Annotated in this window: 13 protein-coding genes; 5 read left to right on the forward strand and 8 right to left on the reverse strand. The window is 71.7% G+C overall.

All coding sequences use genetic code 11. The annotated features are described in order from the left end of the window. Positions 1 to 50: 50 nt before the first annotated feature. Together modA and PX701_RS12370 are read right to left on the reverse strand one after the other, a co-directional pair. On the reverse strand, positions 51 to 878 hold the full coding sequence (modA, locus tag PX701_RS12365; protein ID WP_231431800.1) for a molybdate ABC transporter substrate-binding protein: 828 nt from the start codon (positions 876 to 878) through the stop codon (positions 51 to 53). Further along, entirely contained in the window at positions 875 to 1,282 is a 408-nt protein-coding gene (locus tag PX701_RS12370; RefSeq protein ID WP_231431799.1) for a TOBE domain-containing protein, read from the reverse strand. Before PX701_RS12370 ends, modA begins: the two co-directional genes overlap by 4 nt. Positions 1,283 to 1,511: 229 nt before the next feature. Here PX701_RS12370 and PX701_RS12375 point away from each other — a divergent pair, with 229 nt between their 5' ends. Both PX701_RS12375 and PX701_RS12380 read left to right on the forward strand, forming a co-directional pair. Next, complete coding sequence (locus PX701_RS12375; RefSeq protein WP_231431798.1) at positions 1,512 to 3,095, forward strand: NCS2 family permease; 1,584 nt, start codon at positions 1,512 to 1,514, stop codon at positions 3,093 to 3,095. A gap of 182 nt (positions 3,096 to 3,277) precedes the next feature. Beyond that, positions 3,278 to 4,513 carry an MFS transporter gene (locus PX701_RS12380; RefSeq protein WP_275506454.1) on the forward strand — a complete coding sequence of 412 codons (1,236 nt, stop codon included), beginning with the start codon at positions 3,278 to 3,280 and terminating at the stop codon, positions 4,511 to 4,513. A gap of 584 nt (positions 4,514 to 5,097) precedes the next feature. On the opposite strand, the gene PX701_RS12385 is transcribed toward PX701_RS12380, so the two are convergent. From PX701_RS12385 to PX701_RS12410, 6 genes are all read right to left on the reverse strand, one after another. After that, complete coding sequence (locus PX701_RS12385) at positions 5,098 to 5,865, reverse strand: SDR family oxidoreductase (protein ID WP_275506455.1); 768 nt, start codon at positions 5,863 to 5,865, stop codon at positions 5,098 to 5,100. Next, on the reverse strand, positions 5,862 to 6,806 hold the full coding sequence (gene xdhC, locus PX701_RS12390) for a xanthine dehydrogenase accessory protein XdhC (protein ID WP_275506456.1): 945 nt from the start codon (positions 6,804 to 6,806) through the stop codon (positions 5,862 to 5,864). Before xdhC ends, PX701_RS12385 begins: the two co-directional genes overlap by 4 nt. A 16-nt stretch (positions 6,807 to 6,822) precedes the next feature. Beyond that, positions 6,823 to 9,240 carry a xanthine dehydrogenase molybdopterin binding subunit gene (xdhB, locus tag PX701_RS12395; RefSeq protein ID WP_275506457.1) on the reverse strand — a complete coding sequence of 806 codons (2,418 nt, stop codon included), beginning with the start codon at positions 9,238 to 9,240 and terminating at the stop codon, positions 6,823 to 6,825. Continuing rightward, the gene (locus tag PX701_RS12400; protein ID WP_275506458.1) at positions 9,237 to 10,724 is read right to left on the reverse strand and encodes a xanthine dehydrogenase small subunit; all 1,488 of its coding nucleotides are present in this window, start codon (positions 10,722 to 10,724) and stop codon (positions 9,237 to 9,239) included. The genes xdhB and PX701_RS12400 overlap by 4 nt, the downstream gene beginning before the upstream one ends. Positions 10,725 to 10,950: 226 nt before the next feature. Continuing rightward, on the reverse strand, positions 10,951 to 11,130 hold the full coding sequence (locus PX701_RS12405; protein ID WP_275506459.1) for a hypothetical protein: 180 nt from the start codon (positions 11,128 to 11,130) through the stop codon (positions 10,951 to 10,953). A 341-nt stretch (positions 11,131 to 11,471) separates the two neighbouring features. After that, positions 11,472 to 12,227: an IclR family transcriptional regulator gene (locus PX701_RS12410; protein ID WP_231431792.1), complete on the reverse strand. Its 756-nt coding sequence runs from the start codon at positions 12,225 to 12,227 to the stop codon at positions 11,472 to 11,474. 225 nt (positions 12,228 to 12,452) lie between these two features. Here PX701_RS12410 and PX701_RS12415 point away from each other — a divergent pair, with 225 nt between their 5' ends. From PX701_RS12415 to PX701_RS12425, 3 genes are read left to right on the forward strand one after another with little or no spacing between them, the layout of a single operon-like run. Further along, on the forward strand, positions 12,453 to 13,907 hold the full coding sequence (locus tag PX701_RS12415) for an NAD(P)-dependent malic enzyme (protein ID WP_275506460.1): 1,455 nt from the start codon (positions 12,453 to 12,455) through the stop codon (positions 13,905 to 13,907). Further along, positions 13,904 to 15,517 carry a malate synthase A gene (aceB, locus tag PX701_RS12420; protein ID WP_275506461.1) on the forward strand — a complete coding sequence of 538 codons (1,614 nt, stop codon included), beginning with the start codon at positions 13,904 to 13,906 and terminating at the stop codon, positions 15,515 to 15,517. Before PX701_RS12415 ends, aceB begins: the two co-directional genes overlap by 4 nt. After that, a complete protein-coding gene (locus tag PX701_RS12425) occupies positions 15,514 to 16,854 on the forward strand; it encodes a DUF6986 family protein (protein WP_275506462.1) in 1,341 nt (446 codons plus the stop codon). The genes aceB and PX701_RS12425 overlap by 4 nt, the downstream gene beginning before the upstream one ends. The last annotated feature ends 10 nt before the right edge of the window (positions 16,855 to 16,864 follow it).

Raw genomic sequence — 16,864 nt, forward strand, 5'->3', positions numbered from 1 at the left:
CGCTTCCCGGCGCGCGGGTGGGGTCACGGGGCGGGATGCCGCAGCCGGGGTCACGGCGCCCCGAAGCCGAACGACGCGAGCACCAGCTGCCCCTCGTCGGACGCGACGAACTCGACGAACGCGGCAGCGGCGTCGGGATTCGGGGCGTCGGTGAGTGCCGCGAGCGGGTAGACGTTGGTCGCGGCAGCCGCGTCGTCGATCTCGACGCCCGCGACCGCGTCGCCCGCGGCCTGCACGTCGGTGACGTAGACGAGGCCCGCGTCGGCCTCGCCCGACTTGACCTTCGTGAGCACCGCCGAGACGTTCTGCTCCTCGCTCGCGGGCGTGATCGTGATGCCGGCGGCGTCGACGAGTGTCTGCGCCGCGCTGCCGCACGGCACCTCGGGAGCGCAGAGCACGACGGTGAGCGGGGTGCCGTCGGCGGACGTCGTGGCGCCGTCGGCGAGGTCGTCGAGCCCGTCGATGCCGAGCGGGTTGCCCGGGGCCACCGCGATCTCGAGCACGTTGGTCGCGAAGTCGACGGGGTCGCCGGCGAGCTGTGCGCCGGTGACCTTCGTCATGTTCTTCTCGTCGGCCGAGGCGAACACGTCGGCGTGCGCGCCCTCGATGAGCTGCGTCGCGAGCACCGAGGAGCCGTCGTACGTGATCGGCGCCACGTCGACCGACGGATGGGCCGCCTCGAACTGCGCGGCGAGCTCGTCGAAGGCCCCGCTGAGTGACGCGGCGGCGAAGATGGTCAGGTCGCCCTCCGGCTCAGCCGGCGAGGATGTCGCGGCCGCCGTCGCATCGTCGGCGGTGTCGGCCGAGGTGCACGCGGTGAGGGCGAGCGCGGCGAGGCCGATCACGGCGGGCACGGCGAAGCGGCGGAGGCGGGTCACGGCGAGGCATCCTTCTCGGTCTCGATGATGACCGTGGTCGCCTTGACCACGGCGACGCCGCGTGAGCCGACCTCGAGGCGCAGCTCGCGCGCGGCCTCGGCCGACATGAGCGAGACCACCCGGTGCGGGCCGCACTGCAGCTCGACCTGGGCCATGAGGCCGTCGATCTGCACGTCGGTCACGAGGCCGACGAACCGGTTGCGCGCGCTGCGGCGCACATGGCTGCGGTCGGCCACGGTCGCGGCGACCGCCTTCGCGCGTTCGGCGAGCTCGGCGCCGGGCACCACCTGAAGGCCGGCCTCGTCCTTCGCGGAGGTCAGCAGGCCGTCGTGCACCCATCGGCGCACCGTGTCGTCGCTCACACCGAGGAGCTCGGCGGCTTCGCTGATCCGATACTGCGTCATGATGAGGAGAATATCGCCGCATCTGCGGGAACGCAATCCATATGTCCACAATGTGGAAACGGGATTCCGAAAAGGTCTGGACGCACGCCTGCCCGGCTGCTAGCTTCGAACCCGGCCGCCGCAGGAACCCTGCTGAACGAGCGGCCGCCCATGAGTCGGATCAACGGAGATCCACCCGGTACCCCGGGGAGTCCACCGCGCCGGCGATGAACAGCAAGGAAGCCCTCTCATGGATTCGACCACCCGCGCCGGCGACGACGCCGCCGTGACGCAGTCCGACGGCACCGCCGGGACCGCAGATTCCCAAACCCCCGACCCGACCGAACCGCCACTCGACACCTTCGCGGTCGCGAGCATCCCGAACCCGCTGCCCACCGGTGCGACGACCACCGTCGACGCCGCACCCAAGAACGCCTTCGACCGGTTCTTCGAGATCACGGCGCGCGGCTCGACGCTCGCCCGCGAGTTCCGCGGCGGCATCGTGACCTTCGTCACGATGGCGTACATCGTGATCCTCAACCCGCTCATCCTCGGCAACGTGCCCGACGTCGACGGCAACGTGCTGAACCCCGCGATGGTCGGCGCAGCCACCGGCCTCACCGCGGGCGTCATGACGATCCTGTTCGGCGTCTTCGCCCGACTCCCGTTCGCGATCGCGGCCGGACTCGGCATCAACTCGTTCCTCGCGGTCTCGGTCGTCGGACAGGTCACCTGGCCCGAGGCGATGGGCCTCGTCGTGATCAACGGCATCATCATCGTGCTGCTCGGGGCCACCGGCGCCCGCACCGCGATCTTCAAGGCCGTACCGCAGGCGCTCAAGGCGGCGATCACGGTCGGCATCGGCCTCTTCATCGCGTTCATCGGCTTCGTCGACTCGGGCTTCGTCAACCGCACCCCGGGCGGCCCGCCCGTGCAGCTCGGCGACGCCGGCTCGATCACCTCGGTGCCGACGCTCATCTTCCTGCTCGGCCTCATCACGATCGGCATCCTGGTCGCGCGGCGCGTGCCCGGAGGCATCCTCATCGGTATCGTCGCGACGACGATCGTCGCGATCATCGCGCAGGCCATCCTGAACCTCGGCCCGTCGTACGAGGATCCGAACGGCTGGCACATGACGATCCCCGAGCTTCCGACGTCGTGGGTCACGGTTCCCGACTTCGGCCTCGTCGGGCAGTTCGACCTCTTCGGCGCCTTCGGCCGCATCGGGGCGCTGAGCGCGACGATGCTCATCTTCACCCTCGTGTTCTCGAACTTCTTCGACGCGATGGGCACGATGACCGGCCTCGCGAAGAACGCCGGCCTCGCCTACAAGGACGGCACCTTCCCCCGCCTGCGCTCGGCGTTCGTCGTCGAGGGCCTCGGTGCGGTCGCGGGAGGAGCGACGTCGACGTCGTCGAACACCGTCTACGTCGACAGCGCCTCGGGCATCGGGGAGGGCGCCCGATCGGGTGTCGCGTCGCTCGTCGTCGGCGTGCTCTTCCTGCTCTCGATGTTCCTCACCCCGCTCACCCTCGTGGTGCCGATCGAGGTCGGTTCGGCCGCCCTCGTCGTCGTGGGCGCGATGATGATGGGGCAGATCAAGGAGATCAAGTTCTCGAACTTCGCGGTCGCGCTGCCGGCGTTCCTCACGATCGTGACGATGCCGCTCACCTACTCGATCGCGAACGGCATCGGCGTCGGCTTCATCGCCTGGACCCTCGTCAACGCCCTCTCGGGTCGCGCCAACAAGGTGCACTGGCTCATGTGGGTGGTCTCGGCGGGCTTCGCGCTCTACTTCGTGCGCGGCCCCATCGAGGCGATGCTGGCAGGCTAGACGCAGCCGGCACCGCGTCGACGGCCTGAACCGTGCGCACCTCGTGTGCGACGGGTCAGGCCGTCGCGGCATGTCGGCGCGGGCGACGGCTCGGGGTCGGGTCAGCCTCGCTGGCGGCATCCCGGTCGTACACCCGGTGAAGCCTCGCATCGCGATCGCATCTGCAGGAAAGAGGAACGCACGTGACGGAATCGGTCTGGCGCGCACCCGGCATGCCGGCGCTGCTGACGATGGTCGCCGCGGGGTTCTCAGGCTATGCCGTGCTGCTCCCCGTCGCTCCGCAGTGGGCGGTCACGGGCGGGGCGGACGCCGCCGGCGCCGGACTCGTCACCGGCGTGTTCATGCTCTCGACCGTGCTGTTCCAGACCTTCGTGCCCGGCGCACTGCGCCGCCTCGGCTGGGGACCGGTGCTCGTCGCCGGGCTCGTGCTGCTCGGCGCGCCGTCGCTCGCCCACCTCGCGTCGAACGAGCTCGGGCTGGTGCTCGCGATCGCCGCGGTGCGCGGGGCCGGCTTCGCCGTGCTCACCGTCGCCGGATCGGGCGCGGTCGCCGATCTCGTCGAGCCCGCCCGGCGCGGCCGCGCGATCGGGGCGTTCGGGCTCGCCATCGCAGGCCCCCAGCTCGTGCTGCTGCCGCTCGCCCCTTGGGTCGCCGAGGCCTTCGGATACCAGTGGGTGTTCGTCGCCGGCGCGCTGCCGCTCGTCGGCATCGTACCCGCCGTGCGACTCGCGCGACGCCTGCACGTGAGGCACGCCGAGCAGGCGGCCGAGGCCGAGGCGGCGGGGCACGTGCATGCCGCGCCCGGTCGGTGGGCGGCGCTGCGCGCGCTCGCGGCGCCCGTCGGCGTGCTGCTCGGGGTGACGCTCGCGGGCGGCGCGCTCATCACGTTCACCCCGCAGCTCACCGGCGACGCCGTCACGGTCACCATCGGGCTCGCCCTGCTCACGGCGATGGCGGCGCTCACCCGCTGGCTCGTCGGCGGACTGGCCGACCGCTTCGGCACGCACCGGCTGCTCTGGCCGTTCGTCGTGGTGACGACGGTCGGACTCGGACTCGTCGCGTGGGCCGCGATCGGTGCGGGTGCCGGGACGGCGGGCACGGGCGACGCAGCGCCATCGGGTGCGGATGCCTCGACCGTGCCGCTCCTCGTCGGGCTCGCCTTCGTCGGCGTGAGCTACGGCGCGCTGCAGAACCTCACGATGGGCGAGGCATTCGCCGTCGTGCCGCCGAGTCAGTCGGTGTTCGCGAGTGCCGTGTGGAACATCGGCTTCGACGCCGGCAGCGGCATCGGCGCGATCATCGTCGGCCTCATCGCGACCGGCAGCTCGTTCAGCGTCGCGTTCCTGGTGGCGGCCGCGATCTCGCTCGCGACGCTGCCGCTCGCGCTCCGCCGCCGCCCGGAGGTGCCAGCAGCTTGATGCGCCCGGGGTAGCCGCAAGGTCGCCCTGGGTAGCCGCAAGGTCGCTGGGCTGCTGGGTCGCTGGGCTGCTGGGGCACTGGGCTGCTGGGTCGCTGGGCTGCTGGGTCACTGGGCCGCTGCGCCGCTGCGCCGCTGCGCCGCTGCGCCGCCATGCAGCGCCGCCGTCCGGCTCCGCTCCGCGCCGCGGCCGTCGTGATGTCGCTCACGCGCTGTGACGAGGACGTCGACCGCACCAATCGAGGGTGCAGTCGACGCGCGGGTCTGGGCATCGAGTGCAGCTCCGATGCGTTCTGGATGGCACCGTCGGGCATACGCGCTCGGGAGGGACGTGCACAAGTCGACATGTGCACACGTTGGATGTCGACAAGTCGACATGTGCACACGTCGGTTGTCGACAAGTCGACATGTGCACACGTTGGATGTCGACAAGTCGACAAGTGCACGCGTCGGTTGTCGACAAGTTCACTTGTCGACAGGCTGTGTGGGTGGAGAGCCGGGGCGGGGAGCGGTCGCGATGCCGAGGGCGGGGAGCGGTCGCGATGCCGGAGGCAGGAGGAGCGGTCGCCGGCGTCGACGGGGTGCTCAGCCGCGGCCGATGAACGGCATGCCCGCGGCGGTCGCCGTCAGCTGCGGCACGCTCACCTCTGAGGGCAGCGAGGCGAGCTGCACGATGAGGCCGGCGACGATCGCAACGTCCATGGTCGGTTCTACGACGCGGCGCCCGTCGGCCTGCAGCGCACCCTCGCCGACGAACCCGTCGAGCAGCTCGGTGCGAGCGTTGCCGACGTCGAGCTGCGTGCAGCTGATGCCGTACGGCCGGCCGTCGAGTTCGATCGACTTCGTGAGTCCGGCGATCGCATGCTTCGTGGTCGTATAGGCGACCGACCTCGGACGCGGCGACTGCGCCGAGATCGACCCGTTGTCGATGATGCGTCCGCCGCTCGGGTGCTGGGCAGCCATCTGCCGGAACGCCGCCCCGGCGCACAGCACCGCACCCGTCAGGTTCACGGCGACGACGGCCGCCCAGTCGTCGGGCCGCAGCTCGCCGACGTCGGCGACGGGGCCGGGCACGCCCGCGTTGTTCACGAGCACGTCGAGCCGCCCGAAACGCTCGACATGGGCGGCGACGAGTGCGTCGACCTCGGCTGCGTCGGTGACGTCGCACGGCACGACGAGCGCATCTGCATGCCTCGTGCCGTCGTCGCCCGTCGCGGCGGCCTCCTCGAGCGGAGCGCTGCGCCGCCCCGCGAGCGTGACGCAGAAGCCTGCGGCGAGCAGGGCCCGGGCGGTCGCCCGCCCGATGCCCGTGCCGGCTCCCGTGACGATGACCGAGCGCGTCGGCGCGGTCATGCCGCGGATCCCGCGCCCGGAACCCGAGGGTCGTCGGCCGCGACGGCGACATCGGCCTCCGCCGTGTCGGCATCGGCGACCCGGGACGCGTCGGCGCCCGCGTCGGTTTCGTTGACCTCGGCCGGCTGCGCCTCCTCGATGAGCTGCAGGATGCGGGCCGCCACGCTCACCGCGATCGTCGCGGGCGCCTTGCCCGCCACCTCGGGGATGCCGATCGGCGTCGTCACCCGCGCGAGCGCCGCGTCGTCGTGGCCGAGTTCGGTGAGCTTCGCCTGGAACCTCACCCACTTCGACTTCGATCCGATGAGTCCGATCGATCCCAGACCCTCGCGGCGCAGTGCGCTGTCGGTGATCGCGAGGTCCTCGAGGTGGTCGTGGGTCATGATCAGCACATGGGCGCCGGGCGGCAGCCCGACGAGGCCCGCCTCGGGCACGGGCTCGTGGTGCACCCGGACGTCGGCGACGGCGTCGGCGAGCACACCCGAGACGCCGGGCACGCCGAGGCGCTCGGGCGCGAGCATCTCGGCTCGCGAGTCGACGAGGTGCAGTTCGAGCTCCTGCCGCGCGAGGATGCGCGCGAGCTCGAGGCCCACGTGCCCCATGCCGAACACGGCGACCGACGGCACGACCCGCACGGGTTCGAGCATGAGGGTGACCTCTCCTCCACAGCACTGCACGCCGTACTCGGTCGTGGCCTTGTCGCTGAGCTTCAGGGTGAGCAGCTCGGGTTCGGCCGAGCCGGTCGCGAGCAGGTCGCGCGCTCGGTCGATCGCCGTCTGCTCGAGATTGCCGCCGCCGACGGTGCCGAACACCGTGTCGGGTGCGACGACCATCTTCGCGCCGCCGTTGCGCGGCGCGTGGCCGCGCACGATGGCGAGCGTGACGATCACCGCGGGCGTCCTCGCGTCGCGGAGGCGTCGTAGCGCGTCGAGCCAGTCCATCGTGCGCGACCTCCGTTCAAGAGTCCGCGCCCGCGAACGCGGGCTCGGGGCCCGCGTCGGCGCCGACGCCCGTGCGGCTCGGCTCCGAGGCATCCAACTCGGCGGATGCCTCGGCCCGCGCCGCCTCGACCGCCCAGTAGACCGCCTCGGGGGTCGCGGGGGAGCCGAGCACGACGCCGCGGCCGGCCGGGCCGAACGCCCCGACCGCCGTGCGGATCGCCTCGCGGGCGCTGAACGCGAGCATGAGCGGCGGCTCGCCGACAGCCTTCGAACCGTAGACCGCGCCGTCTTCGCGGGCGTTCTCGAACAGGCGAACATTGAACTCCTCGGGCATCTCCGAGAAGCTCGGCAGCTTGTAGGTCGAGGCCGACTGGGTGAGCAGGCGCCCGCGGCCGGGGCCGTCGGTCTCGTCCCAGCGGAGCTCCTCGAGCGTGAGCCATCCGACACCCTGCACGTACGCGCCCTCGACCTGGCCGATGTCGAGCATCGGCGAGAGCGAGTCGCCCACGTCGTGGATGATGTCGACGCGGCGCACCCGGTAGGCGCCCGTGAAGCCGTCGACCTCGACCTCGGTCGCCGCGGCACCGTAGGAGAAGTACTTGAAGGGCGAGCCCTGCATGAGATCGGGATTCCAGTGCAGCCCCTCGGTGCGGTAGTAGCCCGCCGCCCAGAGCTGTACGCGCTGCAGGTACGCCGCCTCGGCGACCTCGGCGAAGCTCAGCCGCAGGTCGCGGTTGCCGAGGCCCGTGACGTAGCCGCCCTCGAAGCGCACGTCGCGCTCGTCGACGTCGAGCAGGCGACCGGCGACTTTCGCCATGCGCTCGCGGATCTGCTCGCACGCGTTCTTCACGGCGCCGCCGTTGAGGTCGGAGCCCGAGCTGGCCGCGGTGGCCGAGGTGTTCGGCACCTTGTCGGTGCGGGTCGGTGCGAGTCGCACCTGGTGCAGCTCGAGGCCGAGCGCGGTCGCGGCCACCTGCAGCATCTTCGTGTGCAGGCCCTGGCCCATCTCGGTGCCGCCGTGGTTGATGAGCACCGAGCCGTCCTTGTAGACGTGCACGAGCGCGCCGGCCTGGTTGAACGCGGCGAAGTTGAACGAGATGCCGAACTTGATGGGCGTGATCGCGAGTCCGCGCTTCACGTCGTCGTGCTCGGCGTTGAACGCCGCGACCTCGGCGCTGCGCGCGTCGAAGTCGCACTCGCCCTTCAGCTGCGACCAGATGAGCGGCATCCGCTCGGCGTCCTTCACCAGCTGGCCGTACGGGGTCGACTGGCCCGGGACGTAGAAGTTCTGCTCGCGCAGCACGGTCGGGTCGATGCCGAGCTCAGGGGCGATGCGGCCGAGGACGTCCTCGATGAGGAAGACGCCCTGCGGGCCGCCGAAGCCGCGGAACGCCGTGTTCGACGTCTTGTTCGTCTTCGCGATGCGCCCGTGCGCGTGCACGTTCGGAATCCAGTAGGCGTTGTCGAGGTGGCAGAGCGCGCGGCCGAGCACCGGCTCTGAGAGGTCGAGGCTCCAGCCGCCGTCGGCGGTGAGCGTCGCGTCGAGCCCCTGCAGGTACCCGTCGGCGCTCACGCCGACCTTCCACGTGATGTGGAAGGGGTGGCGCTTGCCCGTCATCGTGAGGTCCTGCGTGCGGTTGAGCCGCAGGCGCACGGGACGGCCGGTGAGCTTCGCGCCCAGTGCGGCGATCGCGGCGAGTCCGTGCGGCTGCATCTCCTTGCCGCCGAAGCCGCCGCCCATGCGGAGCTGCTGCACGGTCACCTCGTTCGAGGGGATGCCGAGCACGTGCGCGACGATCTCCTGCGTCTCGGACGGGTGCTGCGTCGAGCACTGGATGAAGTACTGCCCCTCGCTGTCGCGCACGGCGAACGAGGCCTGCGTCTCGAGGTAGAAGTGCTCCTGGCCGCCGAACTCGGTGACGCCCTCGAAGACGCGGTCGGCCTCCGCGATGGCGGTCGCGGCGTCGCCGCGCTCGACGGTGCGGGCGATGCCCTGGAACGAGCGGGCGTCGATCGCCTCGCGCACCGTGATGATCGACGGCAGCGGTTCGTACTCGACCTTCACGGCCTCGGCGCCGAGGCGGGCCGACTCGGGAGAGTCGCCGAGCACCCAGACGAGGGCGTGCCCGTAGAACATGGCCTCGCTCGGGAAGAGCGGCTCGTCGTGCTTGATGCCGGCGTCGTTGAGACCGGGCACGTCGTCGGCGGTGAGCACGCGCACGACGCCCGGCACGTCGTAGGCGGGGGCGACGTCGATCGTCACGCGGGCGTGCGCGTTCGTCGACTGCACGGGCCACGCGGTGAGCACCCCCGTCGAGAGGCCGGCGACGTCGTCGGTGTACATGGCGGCGCCGGTCACGTGCAGCGCGGCGCTCTCGTGCGCGGCACGACGGCCGACGACGGGGTTGGCGGGACGGTCGGCGAGGGCGCTCATGCCGACACCTCCTTGTCGTCGTGGATCGTGGTCGAGTAGAGCTTCAGCAGCGCACTGCCGAGCATGAGCGAGCGGTAGTCGCTCGAGGCGCGGTGGTCGCTCATCGGCGTGCCCTCGCCCTGCAGCACCGTCGAGGCCGCCTTGACGGTCGCGATGTTCCAGGCCTTGCCGATCAGTGCGGCCTCGGTGTCGTACGCGCGAAGCGGGGTCGCGGCGACGCCGCCGAGTCCGATGCGGGCGTTCGTGACGACGCCGCCCTCGAGGTCGAGTGCGAAGCCGAGCGCGACGCTCGAGATGTCGTCGAAGCGGCGCTTCGCGATCTTGTGGAACGCCGTGACGCGCGCGAGCGGGAGCGGGATGCGCACCGCGCGGATGAGCTCGTCGGGCCGGCGGATCGTCTGCCGGTAGCCCGTGAAGTAGTCGGCGAGCTCGACCTCGCGCTCGCCGTCGGCCGACGCGAGCACCAGCCGGGCGCCGAGCGCGAGGAGCGCCGGCGGGGTGTCGCCGATGGGGGAGCCGGTGCCGAGGTTGCCGCCGAACGTGCCGCGGTTGCGGATCAGTCGCGACGCGAACTGCGGGAAGAGCTGGGCGAGCAGCGGCACCCGGCCGTCGAGCCGGCGTTCGACCTCGGTGAGCGGCAGTGCCGCCCCGATCTCGATCACGTCGTCGCCGACGCTGAGCGTGCGCAGCTCGTCGAGCTGTTCGACCGCGACCACGAGCGGGGCGCGGCGGCCGCGCAGGTTGACCTCGACGCCGAGGTCGGTCGACCCGGCCACGAGCAGTGCCGACGGTTCGTCGCGGATCAGTCGCAGGGTCTCGTCGAGCGTCGCCGGCCGGACGAACCGCCCGCCGCCCGCCGTGAAGTCGGTCGGCACCGCTGCGGGAGCGGGGCGGTCGCGGCGAGCGGCGAGCTCGTCGCCCGGCTCGGGCATGCCGAGCTCGTAGGCGGCGTCGCGGATCGGGCGATACCCGGTGCAGCGGCAGAGGTTGCCGCTGAGGGCGTGCAGGTCGAAGCCGTTCGGCCCGTGCTCGGCGTCATGCACGAGGCATCCCTCGTCGTGCTCGTCGACCACGTCGTGCGCGTGGGCCGGCGCCGGAACGCGGTCGGCGCGGTAGTACTCGCCCGCCATGCTGCAGGCGAAGCCCGGGGTGCAGTAGCCGCACTGCGAGCCGCCCGCCTCGGCGAGCTTCTCCTGCACGGGGTGCAGCGACTCGGGGGAGCCGAGCCCCTCGGCCGTCACCACCTCCTGGCCGTTGAGCGCGGCGACGGGCACGAGGCACGCGTTGACCGCGGTCCACTCGGTGCCGCCGTCGGTGCCCGACGTCGCAACGAGCATCGCGCACGCGCCGCACTCGCCTTCGGCGCAGCCCTCCTTGCTGCCCGTGAGCCCGGTGTCGCGCAGCCAGTCGAGCGCGGTGGTGTGGGCGGTGGCACCTTCGAGCGGGCGTCGAAGCCCGTTGACGGTGATGGCGATCTCGTCCATGGGATCTCCTCGGGTGAGGCGTCGTCGATGACGCCTGCGGCACCGGGGCCCCGGTGGCCCCACCTCGCACCGCGCCTGCTTCAGCAGTACATACCGATAGTACTGCGTCGGTGGCAGGTAGTTCTTGCGATTCGGAATCCCGATTTCGCAGAACGGATATTCAGTCATGTGCTCGCGTGCTCGCGTGCTCGCGTGCGTGCGTGCGTGCGTGCGCGCGTCGCTCGCGTCAGGCCACCCGGCGACTCAGCTCGGGCGCGCGGTGGAACCAGCGGGCGAAGAAGCCCCGTCGGTCGGCGCGCGCCGGAATGTAGATGTCGGGATCGACCTCGATCGAGGCGTAGCTCACGGCGAGCGGTCGGTTGACGCGCGCGGCGTCCTCGTGGTCGTGGCGGTCGTGCATCGTCACCCTCCTCTCCTCGAGCAGCTTCCGAATGACGGAAGCATAATTCTGAATCACGGAAAGAATATGACGATGAGGGATGCCGCGTCAAGAGGTCTCCACCGAGCGTTGCCGTTCCGACCGAGGGTTGCCGAAGCGTCGGCATCATTCGGTCGGAACGGCGACACTCGGCGATCGGCGATCGGCGATCGGCGATCGGCGGGTGCGGGTGCGGGTGCGGGTGGGGGTGCGCGTGTGGGTGGCGTGCGGGTGCGCGCGCGGGCACGTGCGGGTGGGTGTGCGCGCGGGCGCGCGGGTGCGCGCGTGCCCTGGGTGTGCGGCGCGAACCGCGTGGCGTTCGCGCGGCGTCAGGCGGCGGCGGTGGCGTCGGCGATCTCCTGCACGACCTCGCGCAGCACGGGGATGGCTCGCTCGGCGAAGTCCTCGTCGACGCGGGCGACCGGGCCCGACACCGAGACCGCCGTCGGGATGGGCGCACCCGGCACGGTCATCGCGTAGCAGCGCACGCCGATCTCCTGCTCGCCGTCGTCGATCGCGTAGCCGCGCTCGCGCGTGACGCGCAGGTCTTCGAGCAGCGCGTCGATCGAGTCGATCGAGTGCACGGTCGACTGGGGCAGGCCGGTGCGACTGATGATGTCGCGCACGGTGTCGTCGTCGAGCTGCGCGAGGATCGCCTTGCCGACGCCCGTCGCGTGCAGGTGCGAGCGGCGGCCGACCTCGGTGAACATGCGCATCGCGTGCGGCGACGGCGCCTGCGAGACGTAGATGACCTGGTCGCCGTCGAGGGTCGCGAGGTTCGCGGTCTCGCCGAGCCGCTCGACGAGTTCCTTCAGCTGGGGGCGGGCGAGCCGCCCGAACTGGCGGTTGGCCACCTCGCCCAGGCGCACCAGGCGTGGTCCGAGCGCGTAGCGGCGGTTCGCGAGCTGACGCGCGTAGCCGAGCGCGACGAGCGTGCGGAGCAGGCGGTGGATCGTCGGCAGCGGCAGTTCGGCCATCGTCGAGAGCTCGCTCAGCGTGACGTCGCCGCCGGCGTCGGCGATCAGCTCGAGCAGGTCGAACACCCTCGCGACCGACTTGACGCCTTCGGGCTGGCCCTCCGCCATGCGCTGCTCCCGTTCGTGATCGTGGCAGACCATATCCGCATCGCGGAAAACCTGCCGGGTTGCAGTCAACATACCGCACGACTCCACGATGGGCGGCGAGCGGATTCCCGTGCCGGCCACGGTCGCCGCATCCCGGGGTTGAGTTTCCGAATGGCAGACATTAACATCCGTAATACGGAAACCGCCGCGCTTGAAACAACGCGGGCATTCAAGAAAGTCGATCCGATGGCGAATCCCAGTCCCGGTTACTCCATTCAGCTCCGCGTCGAGGCGCCCGCCGGCGTCACCGCGACGAGCGAACTCGTCGTCGCGGCGGCCGACGCCGGTGCGGTCATCACCGCGGTCGACGTCAGCGAGTCGAGCACCGATCGCGTGCTCGTCGACCTCACCTGCTACGCCGGGAGCGCCGAGCACGCCGCCCAGGTCGCCGCAGCGCTCGCCGCACGCGAGGGCGTCGTCGTGCACGAGGTCGCCGACCGCACCTTCCGCCTGCACCAGGGCGGCAAGCTCGAGATCGTGCCGAAGACGCCGCTCCGCAACCGCGACGACCTCTCCCGCGCGTACACCCCCGGCGTCGCCCGGGTCTGCCTCGCGATCGCCGACCGCCCCGCCGACGCCCGCCGCCTCACCGTCAAGGGCAACACGATCGCCGTCGTCACCGACGGCTCGGCGGTGCTCGGCCTCGGCAACATCGGCGCGACCGCCTCGATCCCCGTGATGGAGGGCAAGGCCGCCCTCTTCAAGCAGTTCGCCGACGTCGACGCCTGGCCGGTCGCCCTCGATACGCAGGACACCGAGGAGATCATCGGCATCGTCAAGGCCCTCGCGCCCGTCTACGGCGGCATCAACCTCGAGGACATCGCCGCGCCGCGCTGCTTCGAGATCGAGCGGCGCCTGCGCGAGGAGCTCGACATCCCCGTCTTCCACGACGACCAGCACGGCACCGCGATCGTCACGCTCGCGGCGCTCATGAACGCGCTGCGCGTCGTCGGCAAGCGCCTCGACACGGTGCGCATCGTCGTGTCCGGGGTCGGTGCGGCCGGCAACGCGATCATCCAGCTGCTCAAGGCCGAGGGTGCGGTGAACATCGTCGCCTGCGGCCGCAACGGCGCCATCCACCGCGGCGAGCGGTACGCCGACGAGCACCGCACCCGGCTCGCTTCGAACACCAACGCCGAGGGCCTCACCGGCACGCTCGCCGAGGTGCTCGCCGGCGCCGACGTCTTCATCGGCGTGAGTGCCCCGAACCTGCTCGGCGAGGCCGAGATCGAGAGCATGGCCGACGACGCGATCGTCTTCGCCATGGCGAACCCCGACCCCGAGGTCGACCCGGTCGTCGCGGCCCGCCACGCGGCCGTCGTCGCGACGGGGCGCAGCGACTTCCCGAACCAGATCAACAACGTGCTCGCCTTCCCCGGCTTCTTCCGAGGGCTGCTCGACTCGGGCGCCGTCGACATCACGCCCGAGATGCTCGTGGCCGCATCAGAGGCGATCGCCTCGTGCGTGCGCGATGATGAACTCAACGCGAGTTACATCATCCCGAGCGTCTTCGACCCGGATGTCGCCCGTGCCGTCGCCGAAGCCGTCGCCGGCGCCGCGCACCGCGAAGACGCCCGGCAGGAGAGCGCTCCTGCCGCCGACACCGAGCCCACCGCAGAGACGCAGGAAGCCGCCGCATGAGCACCGACACCAGTTCCCTTCGGATCACCCGCCCCGCCGAGATCGACGGTGCCGACGAGATCCTGACGCCCGAGGCGCTCGCCTTCGTCGAGGCGCTGCACCGCGAGTTCGACGGGCGCCGCCTCGAGCTGCTCGCCGCCCGCGCGGTCAAGCGCGACCGCATCGCCGCCGGCGGCACCCTCGACTTCCTGCCCGAGACGCGCGAGATCCGCGAGTCCGAGTGGCGCGTGGCCCCCGCCCCCGAGGCGCTCCTCGACCGCCGGGTCGAGATCACGGGGCCGCCGTCGCCCGCGAAGATGGCGATCAACGCCCTCAACTCCGAGGCGCGCGTGTGGCTCGCCGATCTCGAGGACGCCGCCGCCCCGAACTGGGAGAACGTCGTCGGCGGCATCCTGAACCTCCGCGACGCGGCGCGCGGCACGCTCGCGTTCACGTCTCCGCAGGGCAAGGCGTACGCGCTCCGCACCGACGTGCGTCGCCCCACGGTCGTCACGCGGCCCCGCGGCTGGCACCTGCCCGAGCGGCACGTGGTCGTCGACGGGCGCGAGGGCAGCGGCTCGCTCGTCGACTTCGGCCTGCACTTCTTCCACACGGCGAAGCAGCTCATCGAGAACGGCGAGGGCCCGTACTACTACCTGCCGAAGATCGAGAGCCACCTCGAGGCCCGCCTCTGGAACGACGTGTTCGTGTTCGCGCAGCAGTACCTCGGCATCGCCCGCGGCACGGTCCGCGCGACGGTGCTCATCGAGACGATCCCGGCCGCCTTCGAGATGGAGGAGATCCTCTACGAGCTGCGCGAGCACGCCTCGGGCCTCAACGCCGGCCGCTGGGACTACCTGTTCAGCCTGATCAAGGTCTTCCGCGACGCGGGCGACGCGTTCATCCTGCCCGACCGGGCGCAGGTGTCGATGACGGCGCCGTTCATGCGCGCCTACACCGAGCTGCTCGTGAAGACCTGCCACCGACGCGGCGCCTTCGCGATGGGCGGCATGGCCGCCGTCGTGCCGAACCGCAACGACCTCGAGGTCACCCGTGCGGCCTTCGACAAGGTGCGCGCCGACAAGACCCGCGAGGCGAACGACGGCTTCGACGGCTCGTGGGTGGCGCACCCCGACCTCGTGCCCGTCTGCCGCGAGGTGTTCGACGAGGTGCTCGGGGCCCGCCCGAACCAGCTCGACAAGCAGCGCCCCGAGGTCGAGGTCACCGCGGCCCAGCTGCTCGACGTCGCCTCCGCGGGCGGCGACGTCACCGAGGCGGGCCTGCACGACAACCTCTACGTCGCGGTCGCCTACACCGCGGTCTGGCTGTCGGGCAACGGCGCCGTCGCGATCCACAACCTGATGGAGGATGCCGCGACCGCGGAGATCTCGCGCTCGCAGGTCTGGCAGCAGGTGAGGAACGGCGTCGTGCTCGCCGACACCGGCGACACCGTGACCGTCGAGCTCGTGCGCCGGGTGCTCGCCGAAGAGGTCGACCGCCTCCGCGGGGAGGTCCCCGCCGAGCGGTTCGCCGCCTACTACGAGCCGGCCGCCGAGCTCATCGAGGAGATCTGCACCTCCGACGAGTACGTCGACTTCCTCACCCTGCCCGCCTACGAGCTGCTGGGATGAGCATGGCAGCCAGTGACGTCGCGGGCGCACCGGGCACGGCGCTGCCAGGCGCCGCCGTGCCCCGCACCGCCCTGACCGCCGACGACCTGGCTCGCGTCGAGGCGCGGCTCGCCGACACCGACGAGCTGCTCGCGACCGTCTACCCGGGCGACGACGGCTCCCGCCAGCCCGTGCACACCGTGTACGTGCCGGCCGACACCTTCACTCCCGAGCTGCCCGCGGCGTGGGGCCGCGCAGCCGAGGAGTCCGTGACTGCGGACGGCGGGTTCGAGGCGCTCGCCGTCCGCATCGGGGTGGATCCCGCACTCGCGGCGCGCATCGCGCCGCGAGTGCGGGAGAAACTCGCCCGCGAGCCCATCGAAGACGTTCGCCTCGACTTCGAGGACGGCTACGGCGACCGCGGCGACGAGACCGAGGACGCCGATGCCGTGCGCGCCGCCGAGCAGGTCGCCGCCGCCGTCGCGGCGGGGGTCGCGCCGCCGTTCATCGGCATCCGCTTCAAGTGCTTCGAGGCGCCCACGAGGGCACGAGGCATCCGCACCCTCGATCTCTTCATCGGTGCGCTCGTCGCGCAGTCGGGCCCCGCCGGCCTGCCCGACGGGCTCGTGCTCACCCTGCCGAAGGTCACGACGGTCGCGCAGGTCGAGGCGATGGTCGACGTCGTGACCGCGCTCGAGCGCGCCCACGGGCTGCCCGACGGGCGCCTGCGCTTCGAGGTGCAGGTCGAGACGCCGCAGCTCATCCTCGGCTCGGGCGGCACATCGCCCGTCGCGCAGCTCGCGGTCGCCGCGCCCGGACGCATCAGCGCCCTGCACTACGGCACCTACGACTACAGCGCCTCGCTGCAGATCGCGGCCCGTTACCAGTCGATGGAGCACCCCGTCGCCGACCTCGCGAAGGAGGTCATGCAGCTCGCGGTGGCCGGCACCGGCATCCGCCTCTCCGACGGCTCGACGAACATCCTGCCGCTGGGCGACCGCACCGAGGAGGCGTGGCGCCTGCACGCCCGGCTCGTGCGCCGCTCGCTCGAGCGGGGGTTCTACCAGGGCTGGGACCTGCACGCGCACCAGCTTCCGACCCGGTACCTCGCGACCTACGCCTTCTTCCGGGAGGGCTACCCCGAGGCATCCGCGCGCCTGCGCAACTATCTCGAGCGCACGCCGGGCGCCGTGCTCGACGAACCCGCCACGGCCCGCGCGCTCGCCGACTTCGTGCTGCGCGGCGTCGAATGCGGCGCGGTCGGCGAGGCCGAGATCGTCGCCGACATCGGCATCGACCGGCGCGCGCTCACCCTGCTCGCACATCCGAAGCTCGCCGCGACTGCGGCGAACGACTGAGGATGTCGCG

The sequence above is a fragment of the Agromyces chromiiresistens genome (assembly GCF_029167465.1).
Taxonomy (GTDB): Bacteria; Actinomycetota; Actinomycetes; order Actinomycetales; family Microbacteriaceae; genus Agromyces; species Agromyces chromiiresistens.